The sequence below is a fragment of the Halomonas qaidamensis genome (assembly GCF_025917315.1).
Lineage (GTDB): Bacteria > Pseudomonadota > Gammaproteobacteria > Pseudomonadales > Halomonadaceae > Vreelandella > Vreelandella qaidamensis.
The window spans coordinates 151,732-176,171 of the sequence record NZ_CP080627.1; the positions used below are offsets into that span (position 1 = coordinate 151,732).

General features: G+C 53.0%; 22 protein-coding genes. 7 read left to right on the forward strand and 15 right to left on the reverse strand.

Going from position 1 to position 24,440, the window contains the following annotated elements:
- Nucleotides 1–57: 57 nt before the first annotated feature.
- The 3 genes from K1Y77_RS00685 to K1Y77_RS00695 all read left to right on the forward strand — a co-directional run bounded on the left by K1Y77_RS00685 (nt 58) and on the right by K1Y77_RS00695 (nt 2,386).
- Nucleotides 58–690 carry a single-stranded DNA-binding protein gene (locus K1Y77_RS00685; RefSeq protein ID WP_030074245.1) on the forward strand — a complete coding sequence of 211 codons (633 nt, stop codon included), beginning with the start codon at nt 58–60 and terminating at the stop codon, nt 688–690.
- A gap of 74 nt (nt 691–764) precedes the next feature.
- Complete coding sequence (locus tag K1Y77_RS00690) at nt 765–1,655, forward strand: sugar nucleotide-binding protein (RefSeq protein WP_030074244.1); 891 nt, start codon at nt 765–767, stop codon at nt 1,653–1,655.
- Entirely contained in the window at nt 1,652–2,386 is a 735-nt protein-coding gene (locus K1Y77_RS00695) for a lysophospholipid acyltransferase family protein (RefSeq protein WP_030074243.1), read from the forward strand. The genes K1Y77_RS00690 and K1Y77_RS00695 overlap by 4 nt, the downstream gene beginning before the upstream one ends.
- Before the next feature lie 99 nt (nt 2,387–2,485).
- Here the strand turns inward: K1Y77_RS00695 and fabB are convergent, their stop codons facing one another.
- Nucleotides 2,486–3,703 (reverse strand): beta-ketoacyl-ACP synthase I, encoded by a 1,218-nt coding sequence (gene fabB / locus K1Y77_RS00700; RefSeq protein WP_264429793.1) that lies wholly within the window; start codon nt 3,701–3,703, stop codon nt 2,486–2,488.
- A gap of 12 nt (nt 3,704–3,715) precedes the next feature.
- Nucleotides 3,716–4,231 carry a 3-hydroxyacyl-[acyl-carrier-protein] dehydratase FabA gene (fabA, locus tag K1Y77_RS00705; RefSeq protein WP_009723939.1) on the reverse strand — a complete coding sequence of 172 codons (516 nt, stop codon included), beginning with the start codon at nt 4,229–4,231 and terminating at the stop codon, nt 3,716–3,718.
- 358 nt (nt 4,232–4,589) lie between these two features.
- Here fabA and K1Y77_RS00710 point away from each other — a divergent pair, with 358 nt between their 5' ends.
- Nucleotides 4,590–6,428, forward strand: coding sequence for a putative bifunctional diguanylate cyclase/phosphodiesterase (locus tag K1Y77_RS00710; RefSeq protein WP_264429799.1), 1,839 nt, complete (start codon nt 4,590–4,592; stop codon nt 6,426–6,428).
- Here K1Y77_RS00710 and K1Y77_RS00715 read toward each other — a convergent pair.
- The 9 genes from K1Y77_RS00715 to K1Y77_RS00755 all read right to left on the reverse strand — a co-directional run bounded on the left by K1Y77_RS00715 (nt 6,425) and on the right by K1Y77_RS00755 (nt 15,419).
- Complete coding sequence (locus K1Y77_RS00715) at nt 6,425–6,943, reverse strand: DUF2878 family protein (RefSeq protein ID WP_030074240.1); 519 nt, start codon at nt 6,941–6,943, stop codon at nt 6,425–6,427. The two genes, K1Y77_RS00710 and K1Y77_RS00715, sit on opposite strands and share 4 nt — an antisense overlap.
- Nucleotides 6,944–8,212: an SAM-dependent methyltransferase gene (locus K1Y77_RS00720; RefSeq protein WP_030074239.1), complete on the reverse strand. Its 1,269-nt coding sequence runs from the start codon at nt 8,210–8,212 to the stop codon at nt 6,944–6,946.
- Nucleotides 8,209–8,973, reverse strand: coding sequence for a DUF1365 domain-containing protein (locus tag K1Y77_RS00725; protein WP_264429801.1), 765 nt, complete (start codon nt 8,971–8,973; stop codon nt 8,209–8,211). Before K1Y77_RS00725 ends, K1Y77_RS00720 begins: the two co-directional genes overlap by 4 nt.
- Nucleotides 8,970–10,322, reverse strand: coding sequence for an NAD(P)/FAD-dependent oxidoreductase (locus tag K1Y77_RS00730; protein WP_030074237.1), 1,353 nt, complete (start codon nt 10,320–10,322; stop codon nt 8,970–8,972). The genes K1Y77_RS00725 and K1Y77_RS00730 overlap by 4 nt, the downstream gene beginning before the upstream one ends.
- A complete protein-coding gene (locus tag K1Y77_RS00735; protein ID WP_264429802.1) occupies nt 10,319–11,104 on the reverse strand; it encodes an SDR family NAD(P)-dependent oxidoreductase in 786 nt (261 codons plus the stop codon). The genes K1Y77_RS00730 and K1Y77_RS00735 overlap by 4 nt, the downstream gene beginning before the upstream one ends.
- Before the next feature lie 59 nt (nt 11,105–11,163).
- Nucleotides 11,164–11,595 (reverse strand): nuclear transport factor 2 family protein, encoded by a 432-nt coding sequence (locus K1Y77_RS00740; protein ID WP_030074235.1) that lies wholly within the window; start codon nt 11,593–11,595, stop codon nt 11,164–11,166.
- A 126-nt stretch (nt 11,596–11,721) separates the two neighbouring features.
- The gene (gene phrB / locus K1Y77_RS00745; RefSeq protein WP_264429804.1) at nt 11,722–13,134 is read right to left on the reverse strand and encodes a deoxyribodipyrimidine photo-lyase; all 1,413 of its coding nucleotides are present in this window, start codon (nt 13,132–13,134) and stop codon (nt 11,722–11,724) included.
- Nucleotides 13,135–13,199: 65 nt separating this feature from the next.
- Nucleotides 13,200–14,120 (reverse strand): MerR family transcriptional regulator, encoded by a 921-nt coding sequence (locus K1Y77_RS00750; RefSeq protein ID WP_264429805.1) that lies wholly within the window; start codon nt 14,118–14,120, stop codon nt 13,200–13,202.
- A 234-nt stretch (nt 14,121–14,354) separates the two neighbouring features.
- The gene (locus tag K1Y77_RS00755) at nt 14,355–15,419 is read right to left on the reverse strand and encodes an NAD(P)/FAD-dependent oxidoreductase (RefSeq protein WP_264429807.1); all 1,065 of its coding nucleotides are present in this window, start codon (nt 15,417–15,419) and stop codon (nt 14,355–14,357) included.
- 177 nt (nt 15,420–15,596) lie between these two features.
- On the opposite strand from K1Y77_RS00755, the gene K1Y77_RS00760 reads away from it, so the two are divergent.
- A complete protein-coding gene (locus tag K1Y77_RS00760) occupies nt 15,597–16,499 on the forward strand; it encodes a TIGR01777 family oxidoreductase (protein WP_030074231.1) in 903 nt (300 codons plus the stop codon).
- A gap of 10 nt (nt 16,500–16,509) precedes the next feature.
- Here K1Y77_RS00760 and rapA read toward each other — a convergent pair whose 3' ends face one another.
- Nucleotides 16,510–19,455, reverse strand: coding sequence for an RNA polymerase-associated protein RapA (rapA, locus tag K1Y77_RS00765; RefSeq protein ID WP_264429808.1), 2,946 nt, complete (start codon nt 19,453–19,455; stop codon nt 16,510–16,512).
- Between the two features lie 114 nt (nt 19,456–19,569).
- Nucleotides 19,570–20,373, reverse strand: a complete 804-nt coding sequence (locus K1Y77_RS00770) for a TlpA disulfide reductase family protein (protein WP_264019006.1) — start codon at nt 20,371–20,373, stop codon at nt 19,570–19,572.
- Nucleotides 20,374–20,439: 66 nt separating this feature from the next.
- On the opposite strand from K1Y77_RS00770, the gene K1Y77_RS00775 reads away from it, so the two are divergent.
- Together K1Y77_RS00775 and K1Y77_RS00780 are read left to right on the forward strand one after the other, a co-directional pair.
- Entirely contained in the window at nt 20,440–20,685 is a 246-nt protein-coding gene (locus K1Y77_RS00775) for a hypothetical protein (RefSeq protein WP_030074228.1), read from the forward strand.
- A 97-nt stretch (nt 20,686–20,782) separates the two neighbouring features.
- The gene (locus K1Y77_RS00780) at nt 20,783–21,991 is read left to right on the forward strand and encodes an ABC transporter substrate-binding protein (protein WP_030074227.1); all 1,209 of its coding nucleotides are present in this window, start codon (nt 20,783–20,785) and stop codon (nt 21,989–21,991) included.
- Nucleotides 21,992–22,098: 107 nt separating this feature from the next.
- Here the strand turns inward: K1Y77_RS00780 and K1Y77_RS00785 are convergent, their stop codons facing one another.
- Both K1Y77_RS00785 and K1Y77_RS00790 read right to left on the reverse strand, forming a co-directional pair.
- A complete protein-coding gene (locus tag K1Y77_RS00785; protein WP_030074226.1) occupies nt 22,099–23,424 on the reverse strand; it encodes a branched-chain amino acid ABC transporter permease in 1,326 nt (441 codons plus the stop codon).
- Nucleotides 23,424–24,428 carry a branched-chain amino acid ABC transporter permease gene (locus K1Y77_RS00790; RefSeq protein WP_030074225.1) on the reverse strand — a complete coding sequence of 335 codons (1,005 nt, stop codon included), beginning with the start codon at nt 24,426–24,428 and terminating at the stop codon, nt 23,424–23,426. The genes K1Y77_RS00785 and K1Y77_RS00790 overlap by 1 nt, the downstream gene beginning before the upstream one ends.
- Nucleotides 24,429–24,440 lie beyond the last annotated feature (12 nt).

Below are 24,440 nucleotides of genomic sequence, written 5' to 3' on the forward strand. Positions count from 1 at the left end.
TGATACCCTTGACAGCACTGATAGTGATAGATGACCGATTATTGAAAGGAGCGAGCTATGGCGCGCGGTATTAACAAAGTGATTTTGATTGGTAACTTGGGCCAAGACCCTGAGGTACGGTTTACACCTTCGGGAACGGCGGTGGCAAACTTGAATTTGGCAACCTCTGATACTTGGATGGATCGCCAGAGTGGCCAGCGTCAAGAGCGTACCGAATGGCACCGCATTGTGTTGTTCAATAAAACTGCTGAGATTGCCCAGCAGTACTTGAAAAAGGGTTCTAAGGTGTACATTGAAGGTCGCCTGCAAACCCGAAAATGGCAAGACCAAAATGGCCAGGATCGCTACAGTACGGAAATCGTAGCTAACGATATGCAAATGCTCGATAGCCGTGGCGGTGATTTCCAGGGTGGCGGCGCTCCTCAGGGGGGGTACGCGCAAAATAACCCTGGGCAAGGTGCTCCTGCTCAGCAGCACCCGGCTCCTCAGAACCAGCAAGGTGGCGGTATGCCTCAGCAGGGTGGTTATCCTCCCCAAGGTGGTGCACCCCAAGGTAACTATGGTGGAGCTGCTCAGCAGCCTGCACGCGGGCCGCAGCAAAATCAGCCAGCCCCTGCTAACCAAAACAGCAATTATGGTGCCCCTGATCCTGGCAACTTTGATGATTTTGACGATGAAATTCCCTTCTGATCGCCTAGTCTGACTAGTTTTTCATAACCCTGGGTACGCCTCGTCCTAGGGTTCGATGAGGGGGGAGGGCTGTCTTGAAGCTGCTGATACTAGATGCAGGGCACTGTTTGAGTTTGGCATTAGCCCGAGAAGCCAGTCGTCGAACAGACACTGAGCTTGTTATTGAGCAAGGCAACACAATTACATCCACTCAACTCCAGGCGATAGCACCTGACGCGGTCGTTATTCCGCCGTTGGCACATCCGCTTAGTATGGCACCTGCCGATGTGACAGCTCACGCTGATGCTGTAGATGCCTGTATGGATGCTTGTCAGGCTCAAGGAATTGCCTTGGTATGGTGTGTTTCCGACCAGCTTTATGAAGACGGGTTTGAAATACCTATCGATGAGCATGTCGTGCCTGCTCCTCGGGATGAAAGTCTGCGCCGCTTAGTGCAAGCAGGCGACCGGATACGTGCTGAGTATCATCGACATTTAATTGTTCGTTTAGGCCCCTTGTTTGCACTGGAAGGCAGCCATGCGTGGCTAAATGAAATAATCGATAGCTTGATGATAGGACAACCCGCTCGTGCAGCGGAGGACGTCATTTTTTGCCCAACGTCCGCTGACGCCGTTGCCATGGCATTAATCGGTATGTTGCAGCAGCAAGTTTGCGGAGCAGATGCCTGGGGGGCTTACCACTTGGCGGGCACCGAGCCGGTGAGTGCATTTACGTTTACCTCAATGGTGCGTACCCAACTAGCAACCCATTTGGAAGGGCGTGGCGAGAGTGTGACGCTTGGCGATGTGCAGGCACTCAACCATCACCATGATGCCAAGCTGCGCCGGGTATTAAATTGTCGACGTGTACTTGATGTGTTTGGCGTACATCAAAAACCGTGGCGGCTTGAGGTAGGACGAATGCTAGACGCTTGGTGCTTAACGCGTGATCAACAGCAAGGTGACGAAACAGGAGAGCTGGCTTGATCAATTTGGTACGCAGCTTGGTTTTTTACGCGGGATATTTTTCTGCCATGCTGTTGATTGGCATTCTTTTTTTGCCAATTGCGCCGTTTTTGCCGTTGGCTGCCCGTTATCGCTTATTGAACCTCTATAACCATTTTTTGATGATGTGGTTTAAAGTGGCTTGCGGTGTTCGTTATGACATTCAGGGGCGCGAGAATATTCCTTCTGGCCCTTGTGTGATTCAAGCGAATCATCAGTGTGAGTGGGAAACGGTGTTTCTGCAGGTTATGAAACCACCCGTTTGTACGGTGTTAAAGCAAGAGCTCCTGCGTCTACCCATTTTTGGCTGGGGGTTACGCCTATTGCGGCCGATTAGTCTAGATCGCTCGAAACCTGCCCGCGCGATGAAACAGGTACTAACGCAAGGTGTCGCGCGACTGGGGACAGGGCTATCGGTGCTTATTTTTCCAGAGGGAACGCGGGTCGATCCAGGGGTTCGAAAGCGCTACAACAAGAGTGGTAGCGTAGTGGCCTGCCGAGCAGGCGTGCCGGTGCTGCCAGTGGCACATAATGCTGGTGAGCGCTGGCCTGGCCGTCATTGGGTAAAGCGTCCTGGCGTTCTGAGAGTGCGTATCGGAGCACCTATAGAGACCGCAGGCCGTACGCCAGACGAAGTGTTAGTCGATGTTGAAGCCTGGATTGAAGGCCAGCTGCAAGAGATTTCAGAAGTGCCTCGGCCGATCTCTCGTTAAGCCATTTTTGCGCTAAATAACCTCATGCTTAACATAAAAACGGCGCCGAAAAGGCGCCGCTTTTATGTTTGCATCGCAAGGGCATCGCATTACTGGCAATCAGGCGTTAAAGCGCTGAAATACCAAGCAAGCATTCGTACCGCCGAAGCCAAAGCTGTTAGAGAGTACGCGATCGATAGTAACGCCATCACGTCGCTCCTTAACAATATCGAAGCCATCCGCCTGTTCATCAAGGTGCTCGATGTTAGCTGAGGCAGCGACGAAGTCATTTTGCATCATTAGCAGCGAATAAATCGCTTCTTGAACACCGGTTGCGCCTAATGAGTGGCCGGTGAGCGACTTGGTCGAACTCATAGCGGGTGTGGTATTGCCAAACACCTCACGGATTGCCTTTAGCTCTGCAACATCGCCCACTGGTGTGGATGTACCGTGGGTGTTGATGTAATCAATATCGCCCTGAACCGTTGCCATCGCCTGACGCATGCAGCGTGTTGCACCTTCACCAGAAGGAGCAACCATGTCGTGGCCATCGGAAGTAGCGCCGTAACCAACCAGTTCGCCATATATTTTGGCACCACGGGCTTTTGCATGTTCGAGCTCTTCAAGTACTAACATGCCGCCACCACCAGCGATGACAAATCCATCACGCGCTTGATCATAAGGGCGAGAGGCTTTTTCCGGCGTATCGTTGTAATGGGTCGATAGGGCGCCCATGGCATCGAACAAGCACGAAAGGGTCCAATGCTCTTCTTCACCACCACCAGCAAACACGACATCCTGTTTGCCCAGCTGAATCTGCTCCATCGCGCTGCCAATACAGTGGGCTGATGTCGCACAGGCCGATGAGATAGAGTAATTGACGCCTTTGATTTTGAAAGGCGTAGCCAAGCATGCCGATACGGTGCTGCCCATGGTGCGGGTAACCCGGTAAGGCCCCACACGGCGCAGGCCTTTCTCGCGCATGACATCCGCTGCTTCTACCTGATTGGCGCTAGATGCCCCGCCAGAGCCGGCAATAAGCCCAATACGTTCGTTGGATACCTGCTCCTCAGAAAGCCCTGCGTCTTCAATTGCTTGTGCCATCGACACATACGCATAGGCAGCTGCGTCACCCATAAAGCGGCGCAGCTTACGGTCAATGAGTGTATCAAGGTCGATATCGACGCTACCCGCGACATGGCTACGAAAGCCGCGTTCAGCATACTCTTCCTTAAAACGAATACCGCTGCGCCCGTTTTTAAGCGCGTCCAAGACCTGTTGCTGGTCGTTGCCTAAGCACGACACGATGCCAAGGCCGGTGACTACCACTCGTCGCATGGAAGCCTCCTGTTAGAAATTCGCAGTGGAGGTGAATAGGCCAACGCGCAGGTCATTAGCCTGGTATATATCGCGTCCGTCGACGGACACGGTGCCGTCGGCGATGCCTAGGATAAGCCGACGGGTAATAATGCGTTTCACATTAATGTGATACGTCACTTTTTTCGCGTCGGGCAAAATTTGGCCGCTGAATTTAACGTCACCACAGCCAAGTGCACGCCCACGGCCTGGATGGCCAAGCCAGCCAAGGTAGAAGCCTACCAGCTGCCACATGGCATCTAGCCCTAAACAGCCGGGCATGACTGGATCACCTGGGAAGTGGCAATCAAAAAACCACAGGTCCGGGGTGATGTCCAGTTCAGCGATTAACTCGCCTTTACCATGCTCACCACCTTCTTCGTGAATGTGCATGATGCGGTCAAGCATCAGCATGTTGGGAGCTGGAAGCTGGGCGTTGCCAGGGCCAAATAGCTCGCCGCGCGAGCAGGCCAGCAGTTCTTCGCGATCAAAGGAATGTTGCTTGGTCACTGAATCGTTCCGAGTATCAAAATGGTTGTTGGCCGCGTGCGGCACCAAGAGCCGAGGCATAGCATCGGAGCATAGCACAGGAGTCGAGCGCCGAGGCACGGTCCACAAGGCCAACCCTAGTCTACTTCCCGAAACCACTGAATGCACGTTGTCGGTTATTTATCGTGTTATCTACAGCTTTTTTATGATGTGCCGATAACCTTCTATGGCCGCTGTTATTCCATAAGTTACGAATTCGTACAACAAACGCCTTATAAACGTAATATTATGTGTCCAAGTTTTTTGCTAAGCGGCATGATGGCATGCCAGTAACGTTTCATGCCTCGTTAAACTTATTTACAGGACATCGTTAATCGCCATGTGGCTGTCTGTTTCTCTTAACCGTCCATTGGTTTGGATGGCATTAATGGCATTACCCGCCTGTGTGTGGATACCTGATACGGCACTCCGTATGGTGTCAGCCAGTATGGTTGCCTGTGGTTTGTGGGATGTTTGGAGGCAGCTGCGACAGCAGCAGTTGCGACTGCGTCTTTCGCAAGATGCGATAGGCTTGGCAGGTGATGCCATTGTGATCAGCGATGTACATAACCGTGTATTAACGGTCAATCCTGCTTTTACCCAAATTACCGGTTATGAAAGCCAGGAAATGATTGGCCGTAAGCTCGAAACGTTGGCCGCTGCGCGTCATGATAAAGCGTTTTATCAAACATTTTGGAGCACGTTAAAGGCGACAGGCCGTTGGGAAGGCGAGATGTGGAATCGTCGCAAACATGGCGATGAATACCCTGAGTGGCTAAAAGTCCGTGCGGTTACCGACAAGCGTGGCAACATCACTCATTTTATTAGTTTATTTACCGATATCTCTGCCCAGAAAACCCGTGAGCGTGATTTGCGCCGTATCGGGTATGAAGACCCTTTGACGGGTCTGCCAAACCGTCGGCGGTTGCACGACCTGATGGCTTCTCGGCTGCGCCATTTGCGTGCAGGTGAAAGTTTAGATACGGCGCTGATTGATATTGATGGACTCAAGTCTGTTAACGATAGCTTAGGTGTAGAGCAGGGGGATCGTCTGCTCGCGCGCTTTGCTCAGCGGTTAACCAGCTATATGGCAGGCAGCGTCGTAGGTAGGCTCGGTGGCGATGAGTTTATGGTGATTCGTACGACTACCTTCGATGATCACGATAAGTGGGTAGCCATGCTTCGCGAGCATATGAGTCGCCCGTTTGAAATCAATGAACAATCTTTGCGCTTAGGATTAACTATTGGCAGCTGCCGTGCTCCAGAAGATGGGCGGGACTCAGGCGTGCTGTTTCAGCGGCTAGAGTCTGCCTTATATAGTGCTAAGCGCCTGGGGCGTAACCATAGCCAGCGGTTTCGCCCCGCGTTAGATAAACAAGATAATCCCCAGCTCGCGCTGGTGAGCGATTTGCGGGCAGCGCTGATATCAGGCGATCAACTAGAGCTGCACTATCAGACACAGCATCATCCAGGAACTGGCGATTTAGTAGGCATGGAAGCATTACTGCGCTGGCGCCACCCTCAGGATGGGATGATTTCACCAGGAGATTTTATTCCACTAGCAGAGCGGCATGGGCTTATGCCTGAGTTGGGTAGCTGGGTGATTGAAAAAGCGTGTGCTCAGCAAGCGCATTGGCAGCACAGCGGAATGCCAAACGTGACGGTATGGATTAATATTTCCGCGCTGCAACTTTTTCAGGGAGATCTCGAAACCCAGCTATCTAGCTGTTTAGAGCGATACCAGTTAAAGACATCCCAAATTGGCTTAGAGTTAACCGAATCTGTTTTATTAGATGAGCGTGCAGGCGATATGGGGCCTCGTTTGCAGGCGCTACGTGATCAAGGCTATGCCATTGCTATTGATGATTTTGGAACAGGTTACTCATCGCTTGGTTACTTGAAGCGACTGCCGGTGGATAAGATTAAGCTGGATCGCGCCTTTATCCGTGAGTTGCCTAACGATCAAGCCGACGCTGCTATTGTCACGGCTGTCTTGGCGATGGCAGAGGGCATGGGACTAGAGGTGGTAGCAGAAGGTGTCGAAACCCAAGCGCAGTGTCAGTTTCTTATTAACGCTGGTTGCACTTTGGTACAAGGTTTCTATTTTGCGAGGCCACTACCTGCTGCCGAGCTTGAACAGCGTTGGGTGCCGCAGACGTTGACTGAAGAAGCCTCTTAGCGAGTGTTAAAAACAGTGGTTTTTTGATTGGCATAACGGCTAATGCCAAAACAGAGCACTGCCCAAATAAGGGCTTGTGCTGGCAATAGCCAGGGGGCCAAGCTAACGCCGGTGAGTGCAGCGCCACCAACATACGATAATGGCCCGCTGACCGCCCCACAAAGCGCCGCAATACGTGGGTATTGCCACAGCCAGGCAAGTGAGTGAAATACCAGCGTTGCAAACAGAGGCCACAGCATCCAAAGCCATAGTGGCAACAATCCTGCCACCAGGGGTTGTTCACCGAAGTCGAATCCTCCCGCGACATGTAGGCCGCCGTCTAGCGCCAACCCAAGTAGTGCAAATACACCAATGAAGCGCCATTCGCCGGGTTTGGCACAGCGCCAAAAATGCCAGCCGAGCAGTATGCTCCCGGTAATGGCCGCTATCCATGACCCTCCTAATACGCACAGTAGCCAGCCCGCTTCAAAGCGCAGTGCGTTGAACAGCAAACCTTGCCAGCGTGGGCTAGCCATTTATAGCGCGCCTGTTAGCGGTTCAGGTTTGGCGGCTGGTTTCGCCAGCAACAAGTGGCACGTGCCAATAGAGCGCTCAATAAAACCTCCCTCGCAATAACACAGGTAGTAGCGCCACATGCGGATGAAACGCTCGTCGTAGCCTTGCTGGCGGACTTGCTCCAAGCTTGCTTCAAAGCGGTGCCGCCATTCACGTAATGTACGGGCATAGTGCTGGCCGATTTCATCGAGCGCTACCACGTTCAGTGAGGTTTTGCGCATCACGCTGGTTAGCATAGCGTGATGGGAGGGCAAAAAACCGCCGGGAAAAATATAGCGCTTAATGAAGTCCATATCCCGTTTAGCTTCTTCAAACCGTTGGTCTCGGATAGTGATGGCTTGCAGCATAGCTTGACCATCATCCGTCAGTAGGCTGTCGACTTTTGCAAGGTAGGTGTTTAAATACTGATGGCCGACGGCTTCAATCATCTCAACAGAAATCAGTCGATCGTAGCGTCCCGTCAACTCACGATAATCTTGCTTTAGCAGGGTGATTTTATCGTCGAGTCCCTCTTCTTGGATACGGCGGGCGGTATGGGCGTACTGCTCTTCAGAAATGGTGGTGGTAGTAACATGGCAGCCACGGGTTTTAGCGGCGTGTATTGCAAGACCACCCCAGCCTGTACCAATTTCTAGCAAACGGTGTTCTGGGCGTACATCTAGCTTTTCGAGCATGATGTCGAGTTTGTAGGTCGACGCTTCTTCTAGGCTGGCTTCTGGGTAGGGGAAAACAGCGCTTGAGTACATCCAGTGACGTTGATCAAGAAACGTGGCAAATAAGTCATTTCCAATATCGTAATGTGCAGAGATATTACGCTTTGACCCGGAAAGACTATTACGTTGGAAACGATAGGCAGCGCCAAGCAGCCAGCGGGTAAAGCGAGCACTCCCATTTTCCATGTTACCGTTTACATGATCCAGGTTGGCCGCAAACAAACGCACCAAGGCCACTAAGTCATCAGCATCCCAGTCGCCATCCATATAGGATTCAGCTGCACCAACCGTGCCGCCAAACGCGAGCCTTTTCCATGCGCGGGAGTGGCGTATCACGACGGTCACTTGAAGCGGCCCTTCTTGACCAAGATGATGACACTGATTGCCTTCAATTAAGGTGATACGACCACCCTGGAAGGCATCTAACTGAGCCAGCAGGCGGGGTTTTAACCAGCGGGTGAAACGATCCTGGTTAACCGGTTGTATTTCGGGGGGCGTAGAACGCAGGGTCGTCATTTTGAAGTCTCCTTGCGCTTAGGGTGGTTATAAACGGGGACGCGCTTAAGCCAAAGGCGAAACGCTTCAAAATGAATTCCCGCGACTGTTTTAAGGCTCATCCAGGGTTGCCGTGCGAGTGTTGCTAATAAAACGCGACGTGTGGCGGGCGCTGCTTCAAGGGTAAGCGTGGCATCGAAATGACGTTGCCCGCTTTGCCAGTTTTCCATGTGAAGATAGAGCTGGTCGCTGGGTGAGTTGAACTTCCAGCGATAGGTCATTTCCATGGGATTAAACGGCGAAACATGCATGGCTTTATCAAAGCTTGCATGGTGGCTATGCCGAGCCGTGTCGACCTGGCAGGCATAGCAAATACGTTCCTTCCAGGGCATATTGGTAACTTCACCAACGACAGCCGCTAGTCTGCCTACATGGTCGTAGGCGTAGTACATCGAAACGGGATTGAAGACAGTGCCAAAAGTACGTAACTGGGTGAGTACGTAAATCTTGCCATCAGGTGCACTACCTAGCTGACGAATCAGCTCCTCACGAACTGCGGTACGTAATGGCTTGTCGGTAGGGCCGAGATAATCCTCGCGCCTAAAACGCGCTAGGGCGGGCCTTCGAGCGCTAAAGCAAGGCACATTATCAAACAGTGTTGGCAACTCATCGAGGTCAAGCCATGCCATCCACATGCGGTAGCTAAACGCGTGCGCTTTCGGTGTAAAGCGACGATGACGTAGCGTGCCGCGATAAATACGCGAGCGAGGTGCAGCAATCATCCTAGCCCCTCCCCTACGCCGTTGGCAGGCATAAGGTCATGGGCTGGTAGCGACGTGGGCGTTGAGGGTGGCGCCGCTGCTTCATCACACCCTAATGCTTGAGCAACCCGCAGTGCGCTCCATACCCCATCTTCGTGAAAGCCATTGCGCCAGTAAGCGCCGCAGAAGTGAGTACGACGCGCGGCCGACGAAATCTCGCTATGACGCGCTTGTGCCGCTTGACCTGCTAGGGTGAACTGGGGATGGGCATAGGTATAGCGGCCTAACACCTTGGCAGGATCAATGCTGTCGGAATCATTGAGGGTGACGCAAAATGTGGTATCGGATGTCAAACGCTGCAGGATGTTCATGTCGTAAGTGACAGAGACACGCTCTTCTGAGCCGCGCCCATCGAGCCGGTAGTTCCAGCTTGCCCAGGCGCGCTTGCGCCGTGGCAGCAGCGTTGTGTCGGTATGCAGTACGACCTCGTTATCCTGATAAGGCATGGCGGCGAGGATGTCTTGCTCGGCGGGTGTCGGGTCGCCGAGCATCGCCAGTGCTTGGTCGGCATGGCATGCTAGTACCACCTGATCAAAGCGTTGAGTGCCTTGCGCTGTGGTAATCATCACGCCCGTGTCGCTGCGTGTAATCTGAGTGACAGGCGTGTTGAGATGAATACGCGCTGCATAAGGCGCCGTCATACTAGGAATGTAGCGTTTCGAACCGCCAATTAGGGTGTACCACTGTGGGCGGTGATTCACCGATAGCAGCCCATGGTTACGGAAAAAACGCACAAAAAACGTCAGTGGGAAGGCGCGTAAATCACCGATACTAGCTGACCAAATCGCCGCCCCCATGGGCAATAGATAGCGCCGTTGAAAGGCATCACCGTAACCATTTTGGTCAAGATACTCGCCTAGCGTCATATCATTTGCTAACCGCTGGCTCTCTAAATCAGCGGTTGCCTGTTTATTGAAACGTAAAATATCCCGCAATAGACGATAAAATGCGGGACTAAGTAAATTACGCCGCTGAGCAAATAGTGACCCTAATGTATGACCGTTGTATTCAAAGTCGACATCGGTTTCGTGCACTGAAAAACTCATTTCAGTGGCCTGACTCGGCACACCAAGGGTTTCTAGTAAGCGCTGGAAGTGGGGGTAGGTCCAATCATTGAAAACAATAAAACCGGTATCGATGGCGTAAGTGTTGCCGCCAACCTCAACATCCATGGTGGCTGTGTGGCCGCCAAGACGCTCGTCTGCTTCAAACAGAGTGACTTCATGCTGTGACGATAGGTACCACCCGGCAGCCATACCGCTAATGCCACTACCAATAATTGCGATGCGTTGTGACGCCATGCCGCTCATTGTTGCTCCTCTTGACGCCTTGTCATGCGTAGACCTATGTGACGACGCAGCGCAGGCGGTAAAATTCCTAAACATTTCACGAGATAGGTAAAACGGCGTGGAAAGTGTATATCTAGTCGCCCTTTAACGAGGCCTGCAATGATCGCATCAGCTGCTTGATCGGCGGTGACCTGCATGGGCATAGGGAAATCATTACGATCAGTTAAGGGTGTTTTCACAAAGCCGGGGTGAATCAAGCTAACGTCAATGCCTTCTTGATCAAGGTCAAGGCGTAATGATTCCAAAAAGTAGCTGATAGCTGCTTTTGAAGCGCCATAAGCCTCTGCACGAGGCAGTGGCAAATAGGCAGAGGCACTGGAGGTGGCGGCAAGGCGAGCTGGTTTACCTTCTTTACGGGCATCTCTCAATAGCGGCAGTGCCGCTTCGACGCCATAGAGGGTGCCAAACAAATTAGGCGTAAAGACTCGCTCAATCAGTTCCATGTCAAAATGCTGAGCATCGAGGTATTCGCAGGTGCCTGCATTGAACAGCGCAACATCCAGTGCGCCGAGCCAAGTGTTGATCTGCTCACCCGCTGCAATCACTGCTTGGCGATCGCTTACGTCAAGGGGTAGCGAATAAGCATTGGAGTGGCCTGCACACAAGCTGTCTAACGCTGCTTGGTTACGAGCGCTAAGCACGACGTGGTGACCTTGGGCGATGAGCTTTTTGGCAAGCGCTTCGCCAATGCCTGACGTAGCCCCTGTTAGCCAAATGCGTTGGGGCGTTTTCCATGTGCTCATCGTGTTCTCCTGTGGCGGCCTGTTAGCACGCAACCTGCGTGCTGATGACGGGTCAAGGGTTAGCCAAGGCGCCGTTTCAGCCAGCGTATGGCGCGTCCCATCAATGGTAAGTGTTCGTATAACATCGCCCCTGCATCAAAGTAGTCACGATGCCGCGATACTCTTCCATCGTCTGCAAATGTTAGCGCGCTGCACCCGGCAACACGGATAGGGTTACCGTGGGCCAGGCGTGGATGAACAAACTCCATTGTCCACGTTACAAACGCTTGGTTAGCCTGTTGTTGCTGCATGTGATAGGTGAATTGGCAGCGTTCGACGTTTTCATACATTGTTGCGAAATAGCGCTCGAGTGCCGCTCGCCCTTCAATGTGGTGCAGTGGATCGTTGAAAACAATTTCTTCAGTATATACCTCGTATAGTTTTTCTGTACAGGTGTTGTCTAGTTTATTGAAGAAGGCGCAAAAATTCGCCAAAGCTTGGTCGTTAGGCATTACGCGATCCTTTGGTGGTTAAGCAACTTGAAAAATAAAGAGGAGGTAAAAAGAACGTTTAAAGAGTGAGAGGGATGACAGTCAATTTGCATCGCTGCTGCGCAGACGATGCAAAAAGTAGAGTAGCTATTTAGTTAGCGCTTTAAAGGCATCCAAAGCACGCTGGCGCGCAGCTTTATGATCAACGATAGGCGGTGGGTAGTCCGTTGGATTTAGCATATCCTGAGGCGGCGCATGGCGCGCTTTAGCAGGCAATGCGCTAAGAGTTGGCAACCAGTGGGCAATAAATTCGCCATCCGGATCAAAGCGCGTTGACTGGGTAGTAGGGTTAAAAATCCGGAAGTAAGGCGCTGCATCCGTGCCCGTTGATGCCGCCCACTGCCAGCCACCGTTATTCGCGCAAAACTCACCATCGACCAAGTGGCGCATAAAAAATGCTTCACCACGTCGCCAGTCGATCAGTAGGTGCTTACTTAAAAACATTGCGGTGATCATGCGCAGGCGGTTGTGCATCCAGCCTGTGGTCACTAGTTGGCGCATGGCCGCATCCACAATTGGATAGCCGGTGCGGCCTTCACACCATGCATTAAAGCCTTTGTCGTCGTCACGCCAACGAAGCTGCTTGGTGTGCTCCTGAAATGGCTGATAGCGGCAAACTTGGGGGAAACCTACTGCAACATGTTGATAAAACTCACGCCAAATAAGTTCATTGACCCATGTTGTCAGTCCGGCATCACCGTCAGCTAAATGTCCCCCATTTTCGCTCATCACTGCCTGGAGACATTGGCGGTGAGAGATCATGCCTAGTGCCAGATAGGGTGAAAGTTCACTGGTGCCGCGTACCTTAGGGAAGTCCCGCTGCTGCTGATAGTGCCGACCGCGAAAGCGTAAAAAGCGTTCAAGATTGTCGCTAGCCGCATTTTCGCCAGCCGGCCATAAGCGGCCATCCACGGCAGTATCGTCAAGATTAGGCAGTGCGGGAAGTGAGTCGCTGTCAATCTCTAGTGGCGATTGCACCTTCGGCGTGTCGCGAAGCGCTAGTTGTTCCGCAGTCACCTGCTTATGCCACGCTTTTGAGAACGGAGTAAATACGCCGTAATAGTCGCCTTTTCCCGTTAGCAAGCTGCCAGGTGCAAAAGCAACGGCATCGTGGTGGCCTTGGGCGGTTATCCCTTCTTTTTCAAACGCCTCAAGCACAGCATGATCGCGGCGCTGCTCATTCAATGCATATTCGTAATTAAAATGAAGCTGGGTTATCTGATACGTGCGGGCGATATCCACTAGTGTGCTAGCCGCTTCATCGTAATGGTCGATGTCGCGGTGTAGGAGTGGAATGTTCAGCCCATTCAGCGATGCTTTAACCGCAGCCACGCCGCGAGACCAGAAGTCGAGTTTGTTAGCACCATGTCCATGTTCTTGCCACTGAGCTACGCTGCGCAGGAATACGGCTACCACGGGGCCTTTGGCAGCAGCAGCGGCAAGCGCGGAGTTATCGTGAATGCGTAAGTCACTACGCAGCCAAACAAGCTGCAAATTCATGCTATATCCTTACCCGCGGTGATATTCAATAGCGCTCAATCTTCGGTGTTCAAAAGGGCAATGCCTCAAAGGATCCCCGACTCGCGAAGCAGGGGGCGAAGCCGTGCGATGGCTTGCGGTAAATCATCGCCCAGCATATGTACAGGGCCGTCACGTAAGTCGTTCTTTCTGAGCTTTGCTACTTCACCGCAAACGCCAATCGGCACATTTAACGTTTCTGCTGCCTTGGGAAGTGTTTGGCGAATGTAGTCATCGCTTTCACGCTGGCCGCTGGAAAGTAATACCATTGATGAGTGCAGTCGAGACACCGCGTTAGGTAGTTCCTTCAGCGCCAACGAACGATCAAACATTTGTACGCGATAGCCTTGTTCGCTAGCCATTAATGCACACATCAACACCCACAATAGGCCGGGGTCTTCGGGCATGGCGCTTAACAAAATGAGCGGCCCGCGCGTTGCCTGATTAGCATAATGCAAGCGGATGCCTACCTGGCTCCGCAAAAAAGCCTCAAAGGTGCGGCGCACAAGCTCATCAGGCTGGTCTGCCCATTTGGCCTCCAACGATAGAATCACCGGCTGCCAAAGTTCGTTAATAGCAATACTTAATGGATATAACGCTAAGCTTTGATGATAAAGCGTCTCCAATTTTGGGAGATCAACCGCTTCAATGGTTAGTTGAAGCTGTTGACGTTGGCTGGCCCAGTCGCCTGCATCCTGGGTGGGCGTTTCCACGGTTTCTGGTTGATCAAGTAAATCGGCTACCTGGCTAACCGGTACACCGCGGTTCAGCCATTGTAAAATTCGCTCAATACGGGTGATATCATCTTGCGCATATAACCGATGTCCCTTTGGGGTGCGCTGTGGGCGGATTAAACCGTAGCGACGCTCCCAGGCACGTAGTGTGACCGAGTTAACACCCGTTAAACGGGAAACTTCCCTGATAGGATAAAGTGGGGTGTCGGGTGGGTGGGTCGCCTTATTACTCATGGGCGCCATTGCCTCTTGGTTGCCTGCAGCAATTGCTGCAGGGGTCTGTCAATAATTACCGTGGCGTTGTATCAGCGCCTAACCGGCGATCTGCCACATAGTTGGGAAGCTACTAAGCATGTAGTATTAATCATGTAGATAGCGTCACGCTATTATAGCCACCTTTGTACAACTTGTGGCTTCTGGGTACAACCTTTCCCACGTGCTCATAAACGTTAAGCTTTCTTTCTAATTTTAGACCGACTGGCCTAATAGGGCTCTTCCTAATTCGTCGCCAGATAACCAAGCATCTTCTACACGACTGCCCCTGAAGCTATCCCCGCAAAGTGCTAATCCACGTGTGCTGTACAAGTATGATTGTTGGCCTGCCTGGGCTGGTTGGGCATAACGCCAGCGATGCGCGCCTATCTCAACGATCTTAGGCAGTGCGGTTTGTTCTGGCAGCAGCGACATGAAAGCTTCCAGCAGCTGTTGGGCAACGGTGTCGTTGTCACTCTCGATATGGTTATCGCTCCAGTCTAACTGGGCAAGTAGGCTGATACTTTCTGGCTGTAGCTCACGACCTGGCTTAGTGTGATTGCGCGACACTAGCCGCAGTGCAGGGTGATGAGTGTGAACGGTATGCCAAGCCGAGGCCACTTTTTCTATTGTCGGTAGTGGTTCTTCAAAAATAGCCCAACCTGCCCAGCATCCTCGTTGTGGCTTTGCTTCGCAGGCAGCGGCTAATGTTGGTTCCCACGCGGCTAATAATGTGTTGGCTTGTGGCGGCGGAGCGCTAATAACCACCAGGTCAAAAGGCCCATGTATTGACCCGTGGCTATCGTGTAACTTCCAGCCAGCAGCCGTTTTATCTAACCCAGTAATGTGGGTTTCAAGCGTAATAGCTGCATTAGGAAGAGCACTAAGCGTATCGGCTAGGTAACGGGTTAAGGCACTCATACGTGGTGCGCCGGTGTAACGCAGCTGATCGTCATTGTGTGTTTGCCAGCCGGATGCGCTAGCCTGATAACGTAACGTTGGCCAAATAGCAACGCAGCCGACGGCTTGCCACTCGGCGACTTTTTCGGCAAACCGTTTATCGCGAGTGGTAAAAGCTTGTGCGCCCAGGTCTAGTGTCGCTCCAGGACGTTGTTTACTTGACATACGGCCGCCTGGTCCGCGTGCTTTATCAAATAGCGTCACATTGATTCCTTGACTGGCAAGCTGGTGACCACAGGCCAGGCCAGATAAACCTGCACCAATAATCGCTACTGTATGGGCATCAGAGAGCATTGAAGGCACAGGTAATCGTTCAGACATAGGAACTCGCAGCGGCTAATTAAATGTGTAATGATCAAGGTGTAGTGCTTGTGTATAGATATCGTACAATAAAACGCTATGCAATGATCATTTAAACTGCGGTTATCCCCAAGAGGGCAGTTTAACGTCGGCACAGGCACGCGCTACCCCTCTCAGTCAGGCCATAGGAGTGACATCATGCGGGTATTAATCACCGGAGGTAGCGGCTTTGTTGGCCAGCGACTCTGCCAACAACTTCTCGCTCAAGGGCACGAGGTACAAGTCGTTTCCCGAACGCCCCACCAAGTGCGTGATCGGTTGCCTAAGGCCTGCGACATACGTGATAGTGCCCAGGCATTTATGGACACGCCACCGGAGGCGTTGATTAACCTTGCCGGTGAGTCAATTGCGGCAAAGCGCTGGAGTGATAGCCAAAAAGAGACACTGATCCGTTCTCGGGTCGACAGCACTCAGCAGCTAATTACGCTCTGTGAGCAGCTGGAAGCTAACGGACAAGCGTTACCCAGCGTGATGATTAGCGGCTCTGCGATGGGGTATTACGGAGATCAAGGCGACAAGGTGGTGGATGAAACAACGTCGCCAAACGATGAGTTCGCTCATCGTCTTTGTGCGCAGTGGGAAGCGGCGGCAAAACCGATCGAGGCGATGGGCGTTCGCTTAGCGATACTGCGTATTGGGTTAGTGCTTGAAGCAGGGGGCGGTACGCTGCAGAAAATGCTGCCACCATTCAAGCTCGGACTCGGTGGGCGTTTTGGAAGCGGCAAACAGTTTATGCCCTGGATTCATCGTGACGATCTGGTGGCAGCGATTATGTTTTTGATGAACGAATCAACGCTTTCAGGCGCGTTTAATGGCAGTGCGCCGCATCCGGTAACAAATGCTGAGTTCACGAAAACGTTGGCTAAGCAGCTTCACCGGCCGGCAGTTTTCCCCGTACCCGCTTTCGTACTAAAAGCGGGCTTTGGAGAGATGTCACAGCTGTTGCTGACTGGGGCTGATATGCGACCTGCACGTCTGATCGAGGCCGGGTTTACCTTTCAATACCCGACACTCGATAAGGCGTTAGAGGCCATTCTTTAGTTTTTCAGGGTCAGGCATTGGGGTCGACAGTGATAATCACCCGCACGGAATCGAGCCGCAGGCGGGTGTTTTCTATTGCGTCGCTAAGTGCTTTACGTTCTTGCTTCAATGCCTCCAGTTCTTCACTACGAACCGCTGGATTGTGCTCTGCCAGGGCGGTTAAGCGAGCAAGTTCTGCATCAAGTTGGGCACGCATGCGTGTTTCAGCGCTTTCTACGATGCTGGGTAACTCACGTTCAGCTTCACCTTCACCCTGAATAAGCAAGCCGCGCAGTTGGTCATGGCGGCTTTTGATCAAGTCCCTTGCCAGCGACTTGTTCACTTTCTGCAGGTTTTTGCCAAGTCCGGTGAAGGAGATCTTGCTAGTTAGGTTTGCGCCTGATTCATCAAGCAGGACACGCACAGCAGTAGGCGGCAAGAAGCGGTTGAGGTGGAGTGATTTGGGGGCAGGGCAGTGGGTGCGGAACACCAACTCAGCCATTAAGCGGCCACTGGGAATCGCTGGATGGCGCAGTAGCGCAAGCGCCGTATTACCCATAGTGCCATCTAATATACGCTCCATCATTTCGCGCAGCAGCGGGTGCTCCCAAGAGAGCCGCTGAATATCGTCTCGTGCAAGTGCCAGTGCGCGGCTATAAGTGGCTGAAAAGCCCTCTTCCCCCTTCACCAGCCCTGGTAAGCCGTCCAGCATGTGTTGACTAGGCTGCAAATAAAGTAGGCCATTGCCAATGTCTTGGCTATCTACCCCAAAAATATCCAGGGCGCGCTCTACAAAACGTGGCAACGCTGGATCTTCGTCCAACTCACGCACCGCCTCAATGACCTGCTGAGCACGGGCAGGGCGACAGGCGTTTAGCTCTAACAGCCGGTTACGGCCAGCATCCCGCTCAGCCAGTTTCGCGGTGAACATTTGGCGGGTTTCGTCGATGATTTCATCAAGCATTTCATCGTCGAGTAGGGCATCAGCCAAAGCATCACCAAAGGCATCATACAGATCGCTGCCAATGCCGTGAGGAGCACTGAACGCGTCCATGCCCTCATGATACCAGCGCAGTAGCCGTTCGCCTGGGCTGCCAGTGAAGGTGGGGACATGAAGTTCAATGGCGTGGCGCTGCCCTATCCGGTCGAGGCGGCCAATGCGCTGCTCCAGCTGGTCGGGGTGCTGGGGCATATCAAACATCACCAAGTGGCGGCAGAACTGAAAGTTGCGGCCTTCTGAGCCGATTTCAGAGCATACCAGCACTTGGCAGCCGTCTTCTTCATCAGCAAATGCCGCTGCGGCACGGTCACGCTCCACCAGCGATAATCCTTCGTGGAACACCGGTGCGTGATAGCCGCCTAGGACGCGCAGTCCTTCGGCAAGTCCTTCAGCGGTTTCTCTATGGTGAGCAATAATCAGTACTTTATCGTTGGCGAAGCCACTTTCGCTATCGTCACTCAGCTTTTCCAGTAGCCAGTTTACCCGTGGGTCGATATGCCACCAGGATTCGGTGTTAAGCGGATCATTGCTGAGCTCGCGATACATACTGTCTGGATAAATCAACACGTCGGGATGATCCATGCCCGTTTCAATCAGCAGTTCATCCAGGTAATCATCATCGCGTTCTAAGCGGCGCAGCACGCGCCGGTAGGCCGATGGCAGTTCCAGCTGGGCAAGGTGCAAACGACGTTCCGGGAACCCTCCCACATGCCGGCGGCTGTTGCGGAACATGACTCGTCCAGTACCGTGACGATCAAGCAGCGCATCGCGCAACTGAGCGCGGGCAGCATCTTGCTGTTCAGCACTTGCCTCAGGGTTGCACAACGTTGCTAGCAACGCCTGGCTGTCACGGTCGTCCGCTACATTATCGACCCGTTTACGCGCCTCGCCGTTATCGGGTAGCTCATCCAAGGCATCAATGGCTTGAGCGACAGCGATGTAATGATGTTCTTCGTCTTTAAAGCGTTCGATATCGTGGTAACGCTCGGCATCTAGCAAGCGCAAGCGAGCGAAATGACTCTCAACACCCATCTGTTCTGGCGTAGCCGTCAGCAGCAATAAGCCAGGAATATCAGCAGCAAGCTGCTCAACACACTGATAGCCTGGGCCGCTGCCATCAGGGCTCCAGTCAAGATGATGGGCTTCATCGACGATCAATAAATCAAACTGGCTCGCCTGGGCCTGCTCTTGGCGGTGAATATTGGCGAACAGCCAACCTTGGCTAGCCAATACAATTTGGGCGCTTTCAAATGGATTGGCACTGCCGTGGGCGAGACTTTGGTGCTCATCCAGCAGGCTAACATTGAGTGAGAAACGGCGTAACAGCTCGACCAGCCATTGGTGGGTAAGGCTGTCTGGCACCAATATCAACGCGCGTTCTACTCGGCCAGCCAGAAGCAGACGGTGCAGAATCAGGCCCGCCTCAATCGTTTTACCCAGCCCAACTTCGTCTGCAAGCAGTACGCGCGGGGCATGGCGACCTGCCACTTCGTCAGCGATATACAGCTGGTGAGGAATCAGGTCGATGCGCGGCCCCGCAAAGCCCAGAGCGCTGTGCTGCTCGATGCGCTGATAGTGGTGCAGCGTGCGAAAGCGCAGGTCAAACCAGTCATTGCGGTCAACTTGGCCGGTCAACAGTCGATCGCGCGCCTGATCAAACTGCATGGTGTCGGCAAGCTTTGCTTCAGAGAGCTCACGAGGAAGGCCGCTGCTATCTTCACCAATGTAGGTGATTAAGCCATTGGTCTCTTTGCTATCGTCTACGATCATCTGCCAGCCATCAGCAGAAATTACGCGGTCGCCGCTGCCAAACATGACGCGGGTCAAGGGCGCTTGGCGGGTGTTGTAGGTACGGGTTTCCTGGCTGGCACTGAACAAAATGGTAACGCTACGGGCGTCGCAGTTAAGCACGGTGCCGAGTCCAAGCTCAGCCTCGCCGTCGCTAATCCAGCGCTGGCCGGGAGAAAAATCGCTCATGATGCCTCGAGGAAGTCTACAGAAACAGGTTGTACGCCACCGGGGCAGGTCGCCGGTGGCAACAGGGCGAGGGATTCTAACGCAAAGGAGCGGGGGGATTAAGGTCTATCGTGGTCAATCTTCCAACCATTGTTCCAGCTGTGCGCGGGTTAATTCTCCTACGTGTACATCCAACGTGTTGCCTTGTCGGTCAAAAAGCACTGTAGTGGGCAGGCCTGGAGCTTGAAATTGTGCCATTAGCGTTTGGCTCGGATCACGCAGTGCGTAGCGAAAATCCAGCCTCTGCTCGTCTAGATAGCGCACTATCGGCAGTAAGTCTTCGCCTTGGTTAGCGACTACCACGCTCACGCCCTCACGCTTTGCTGCTTCTTCGAGCAACGGCATTTCGCGCAGGCAAGGAGGACACCAGGTAGCCCATAAGTTAACGATAATCAGGTCGCCGCTTTCAGTCAGCGAAGAGAGATTCACCGCATTGCCGTCCATATCTTCCAGGGTGATCTCTGGTAGTGCGTCAATGGCGAAGTCATTGCCTAAGGGGGCAAGCGTTACCAAGACCAGCCACAGACTTGTCGTGCCGACCAACATGGCAAGGCCGCCGATGAGCGCCAATAGTCGCTTACGTAGCGCCCAGGCTGTCCAAATTAACCCTGCAATTAAGCCACCCAGCGCATTGTAGCCGGGTTGCCATACTTTCAGTGCTTCCAGCGGTGCTGCGCTGTAGCTTTCCCAATTGAGCGCTACAAAAACAATCCGCGCTCCCAGCAGCCATATCACCATTAGCCCGTTGAACCAGCGCCCATGCTGTGAAGGCGTTAACCCCAGCAGGTAGCGGCTAACCAGTAATAACAGTAGCGCGCAGCCTAAGGCATATAGCCGAGGGGTGGAGATCAGCAGTGGGCCAATGGCAATCGCATTCATGATTTTTCCGTTAAACAGGTACACTGGTAAACCATACCACGCACGTTAAAAATTACGGAGATGTCTATGCCTCAACCCGCTTTCGACATGCTGCGGGCGCTGGCCATTGGGTCGCAGGCGCTGGGTTTAATGCTGATTATTACTTTGGAAACTGTAATGGGCGATGCAGCTCGCCTCTGGCAAGGGGGTGTGCTGGCTGTCATGGTTGCTGCCGCACTGACGATCGCGTTAATAAGGCTGTACCGCAATAAGCGTTACCAAAAACAGCTGGCTGAGCGTCGCCAAAATGCTGATGAGACGGAAGAACGTTAGAAAGCGTTGCTTGTGTTTTTAGCGTTCCGGTTCCAGATTAAGAGAAGTCCCGCGCTGGACCGTCGGGGCACTCAACATACTGGGAGCGACAAATAATATGATTAATAAGCGCGCATTAGCCACCGCCGTTGCGGCCTCATCTCTTGCTTTAGCGGGCATGGCCCAGGCGGAGGTCAAAGTTGGCTTCTTGGGCGGTTTTACCGGGGGAATTGAAAGCCTGACACCACCTATTTTTGCGGGTGCTCAGCTTGCCGTCGAGCAGATCAATGAGCAGGGCGGTATCTTAGGCGGGCAAACATTGGAGATGCCTTCTGGGGATACCACCTGTTCGGATGCATCAGCTGCCTCTAACGCTGCAGATCGTATGGTGAACTCTGAGCAAGTCACCGCGATTGTCGGCGCTTTATGTACTGGGGCAACGATTGCTGCTGCTAATAACGCAGCAATTCCAGGCGGTGTGTTGATGGTCTCACCTGCGTCAACGGCGCCCGCCGTTTCTGAGCTGGATGACAACGACTTAGTTTTCCGTACCGTGCCATCGGATGCTTTCCAGGGCGAAATGCTTGCTAAGCTACTGCTTGATAAAGGTATCGACTTTGTCGCGGTGACCTATGTTAATAACGACTATGGTCGTGGCTTGTCGGATGCCTTCAGTGACGCCTTTGAAGCGGGCGGTGGCGAAATAGCAGAAAACCTCGCACATGAAGATAACCGTGCCGACTACCGTTCTGAGCTTGGCTCGCTCTCTTCGAGTGGCGCAGACACGCTGGTCGTGCTGGCCTATGCCGATACCTCCGGTCAGACGGTACTTCGCCAAGCCTACGAAAGCGGCATGTTCACCCAGTATGTGGGTGCCGATGGTATGGTTGGTGATAGCTTAGTAGAAGCGATTGGCGCAGATGTGCTGGATGGAATGATCGCCACACGTCCTGGCAGCCCTGATCTCCCCGGGACAAACATTTTCAATGAAGCGGCTGAAGCGGCGGGCATTGATCCTAGCGCCGTATTCGCTGCCCAGGCTTATGATGCGGCCTTCCTAGTGGCGTTGGCTATTGAGCAAAATGGCAGTGCCGAGCGTGAGGGGCTTTCTGAAGCGCTACGCAGTGTTTCCAGCGCGCCAGGTGAAGTAATACTGCCGGGCGAGTGGGAAAAAGCGGTTGAGTTGATCGCAGCAGGTACTGAGATAAATTACGAAGGTGCCTCTGGCTCTCATGAATTTGACGAAAACGGCGACGTGCCCGGCGTTGTTGTGGAAATGGTGGTAGAAGAGGGCTCGTTCACTAGCAAAGGTTTGGTTGAACTCTAGTCAACATAGCGGTAATTGAGAAGTAACCAAAACGCCCCAGGCAACGAGCTTGGGGCGTTTTTTTAGCACTGTTTTTTTAGCGCTGTGTTTTTAGCACTGCGAGGGCGTTAACCGTGGGTTTTTATTTTCTCTGGCAGCAAACCTTTCGGAGCAAAGCGTAGTACCAGGGTAATCAACATGCCGATTACCAGAACCCGTGCTTGCAGTGCCCGGCTATCCATATTGCTAGGCGCTTCCCAGCCGAAGGCGTTCTCTCCCAGCGTGACCGCTAGTTGCATTAAAAATAGAGCCAGTGGTTCTGACATAATCCAAATAATATAAACCGCGACTGCCCCAAAAATGGTGCCAAGGTTATTACCTGGGCCACCTAAAATAACCATGACCAGCACCAGGAAGGTGTGATTGAGAGGCAAGTAGCCTTGAGGATCAAACAGGCTGTTAAAGGTGCCCAGCATGCCGCCGCCAAGGCCCATCAAAATACAGCCTAATACGAAAATTTCCAGGCGCCGCTTGTTGATATCTTTACCCATGGCCGCTGACGAGACTTCGTTATCGCGAATCGCACGAATCATTCTTCCCCAGGGGGCGTGGTACGCCCGATGGAGTAAAAAGAAAATCACTGCGATCACGACAGCCGTCACAGAAAGATAAATCGCTCGGGAAAGCGTAAAGCCGAGTTCCGCCGGGCCAGGGGTAGGCCAAGGAAGAGGCGATACTGTGGCAGTGCCGCGTGTCAGCCAGTCGGAATTTTTCAAAAAAGCTTTGATGATTTCCGCGATACCCAGTGTGGCAATGGCGAGGTAGTCACTGCGTAGGCCAAGACAAACGTGGCCAATAAAGTAACCAACGCCGCCAGCAAGGGCGCCACCGACAATCCAGCCTACCCAGGCAGGTAAGCCAAAACCGCCAATAAAGCCCGCCTGAGACTGTATTTGACTGGTCACCTCGCGAAGCAGGCTGATGACAATCAAATAGAGTACGATCCCGATCACGACGGCGAGCACGGTACGCAGCTTTTTCGGCACGCCGAACCTATCAAGCTTTGTAACTCCGACGACGATCAAGGTTGCCGCAATGCCATACAGCAGAACTTGGCCGAGTTCTCCCGGTAGTTCAGTACCCCAGAATGCGTCATTCACTGGGACGCTAAACAGCATGGCGCAGAAACCGCCGAGTGCGACGAAGCCCATGACACCAGCATTAAACTGTCCGGCGTAGCCCCATTGAATCGTTAGGCCCAGAGCAAGAATGGCGTAACAAGCAGCTTCTACCAGCATGCGCGTACTGTAGGCTGCGCCCATTGCCGCGTAGACTGCTAGCACGGCAGCTAATAGAGCGCCAAATAGCACCAGCTCGCGCAGCGGAAAGCGCCGCTCAGGAGTGGCATCTTTGGGCGTGTAGGCAGGATTGTGGTTTTTTGTGGAATGGCTCATTAGATCACCTTGCCTTTAAACAGGCCGGTAGGACGCCACACTAAGATGGCCACCAAAATAAAGAACGGCACCACGATTTTGTACTCAGTGCCTACAAAGGCGAGGTTAGAGGGGAGCTCCAGCCAAGTAGGTAGGCTGTCGCGGAAGGGACGTAGGAGAACATTCCAGTTAAATACCGCCAGGGTTTCTGCAAAGCCGACGACAAATCCCCCTGCAATGGCCCCGTACGGGTGGCCTACGCCTCCGACAATGGCCGCCGCGAAAATAGGCAGTAGCAGGAAGAAACTTAGGTCGGGTTTAAACGTGACATCTAGTGACAACAGGGTGCCCGCAATTGCCGCCAGCCCGCCTGCAATCACCCATGTGACGGCCACAATGGTGTTGGTATTAATACCAGATGCCTGAGCAAGTTCAGGGTTGTCTGACATGGCGCGCATGGCTTTGCCAAGTCGCGAGCGATTGAGGAATAGGTGTAGGGCGACCACTGCCACTAACGTAATCACAAACAAGTAAATCTGAGGCTCGGTAATCACGATGGGGGCTCGAACTCCCTCGAAAGGTAGCGCGATGCGGAAAATTTCCTTGCGGTCATCGACGTACAAGCTTTGACCACCGGTGCCGGAAAATAACCGGATAAGCCCTTGAAGCATGAGCGTTACGCCCAGCGAGCCAATCACCATCACGATAGGTTTGACGCCATGGGCGCGTAGCGGTTTATAGAACGCTTTATCAATGCCCACCGCCAGCGCTGCCGTCAGTAACATGGCTAACGGCAGCATGATAAGCGCCGTTGGTACGCCGATACTGGCGCCTGCCGCTGGGAAGGCAGTTGTCAGTAGTAGCACCATAAAGGCACCAAAGGTCATTATGTCGGCATGGGCAAAGTGGGCAAAGCGCATAATGCTAAAGATTAGCGTGACGCCAATGGCACCAATGGCATAAATAGAGCCAGTGACGCTACCTGCAATCACTACGTTATTGATAAAAAAGACCAGTTCGTTCACGCGTTTCTCCCC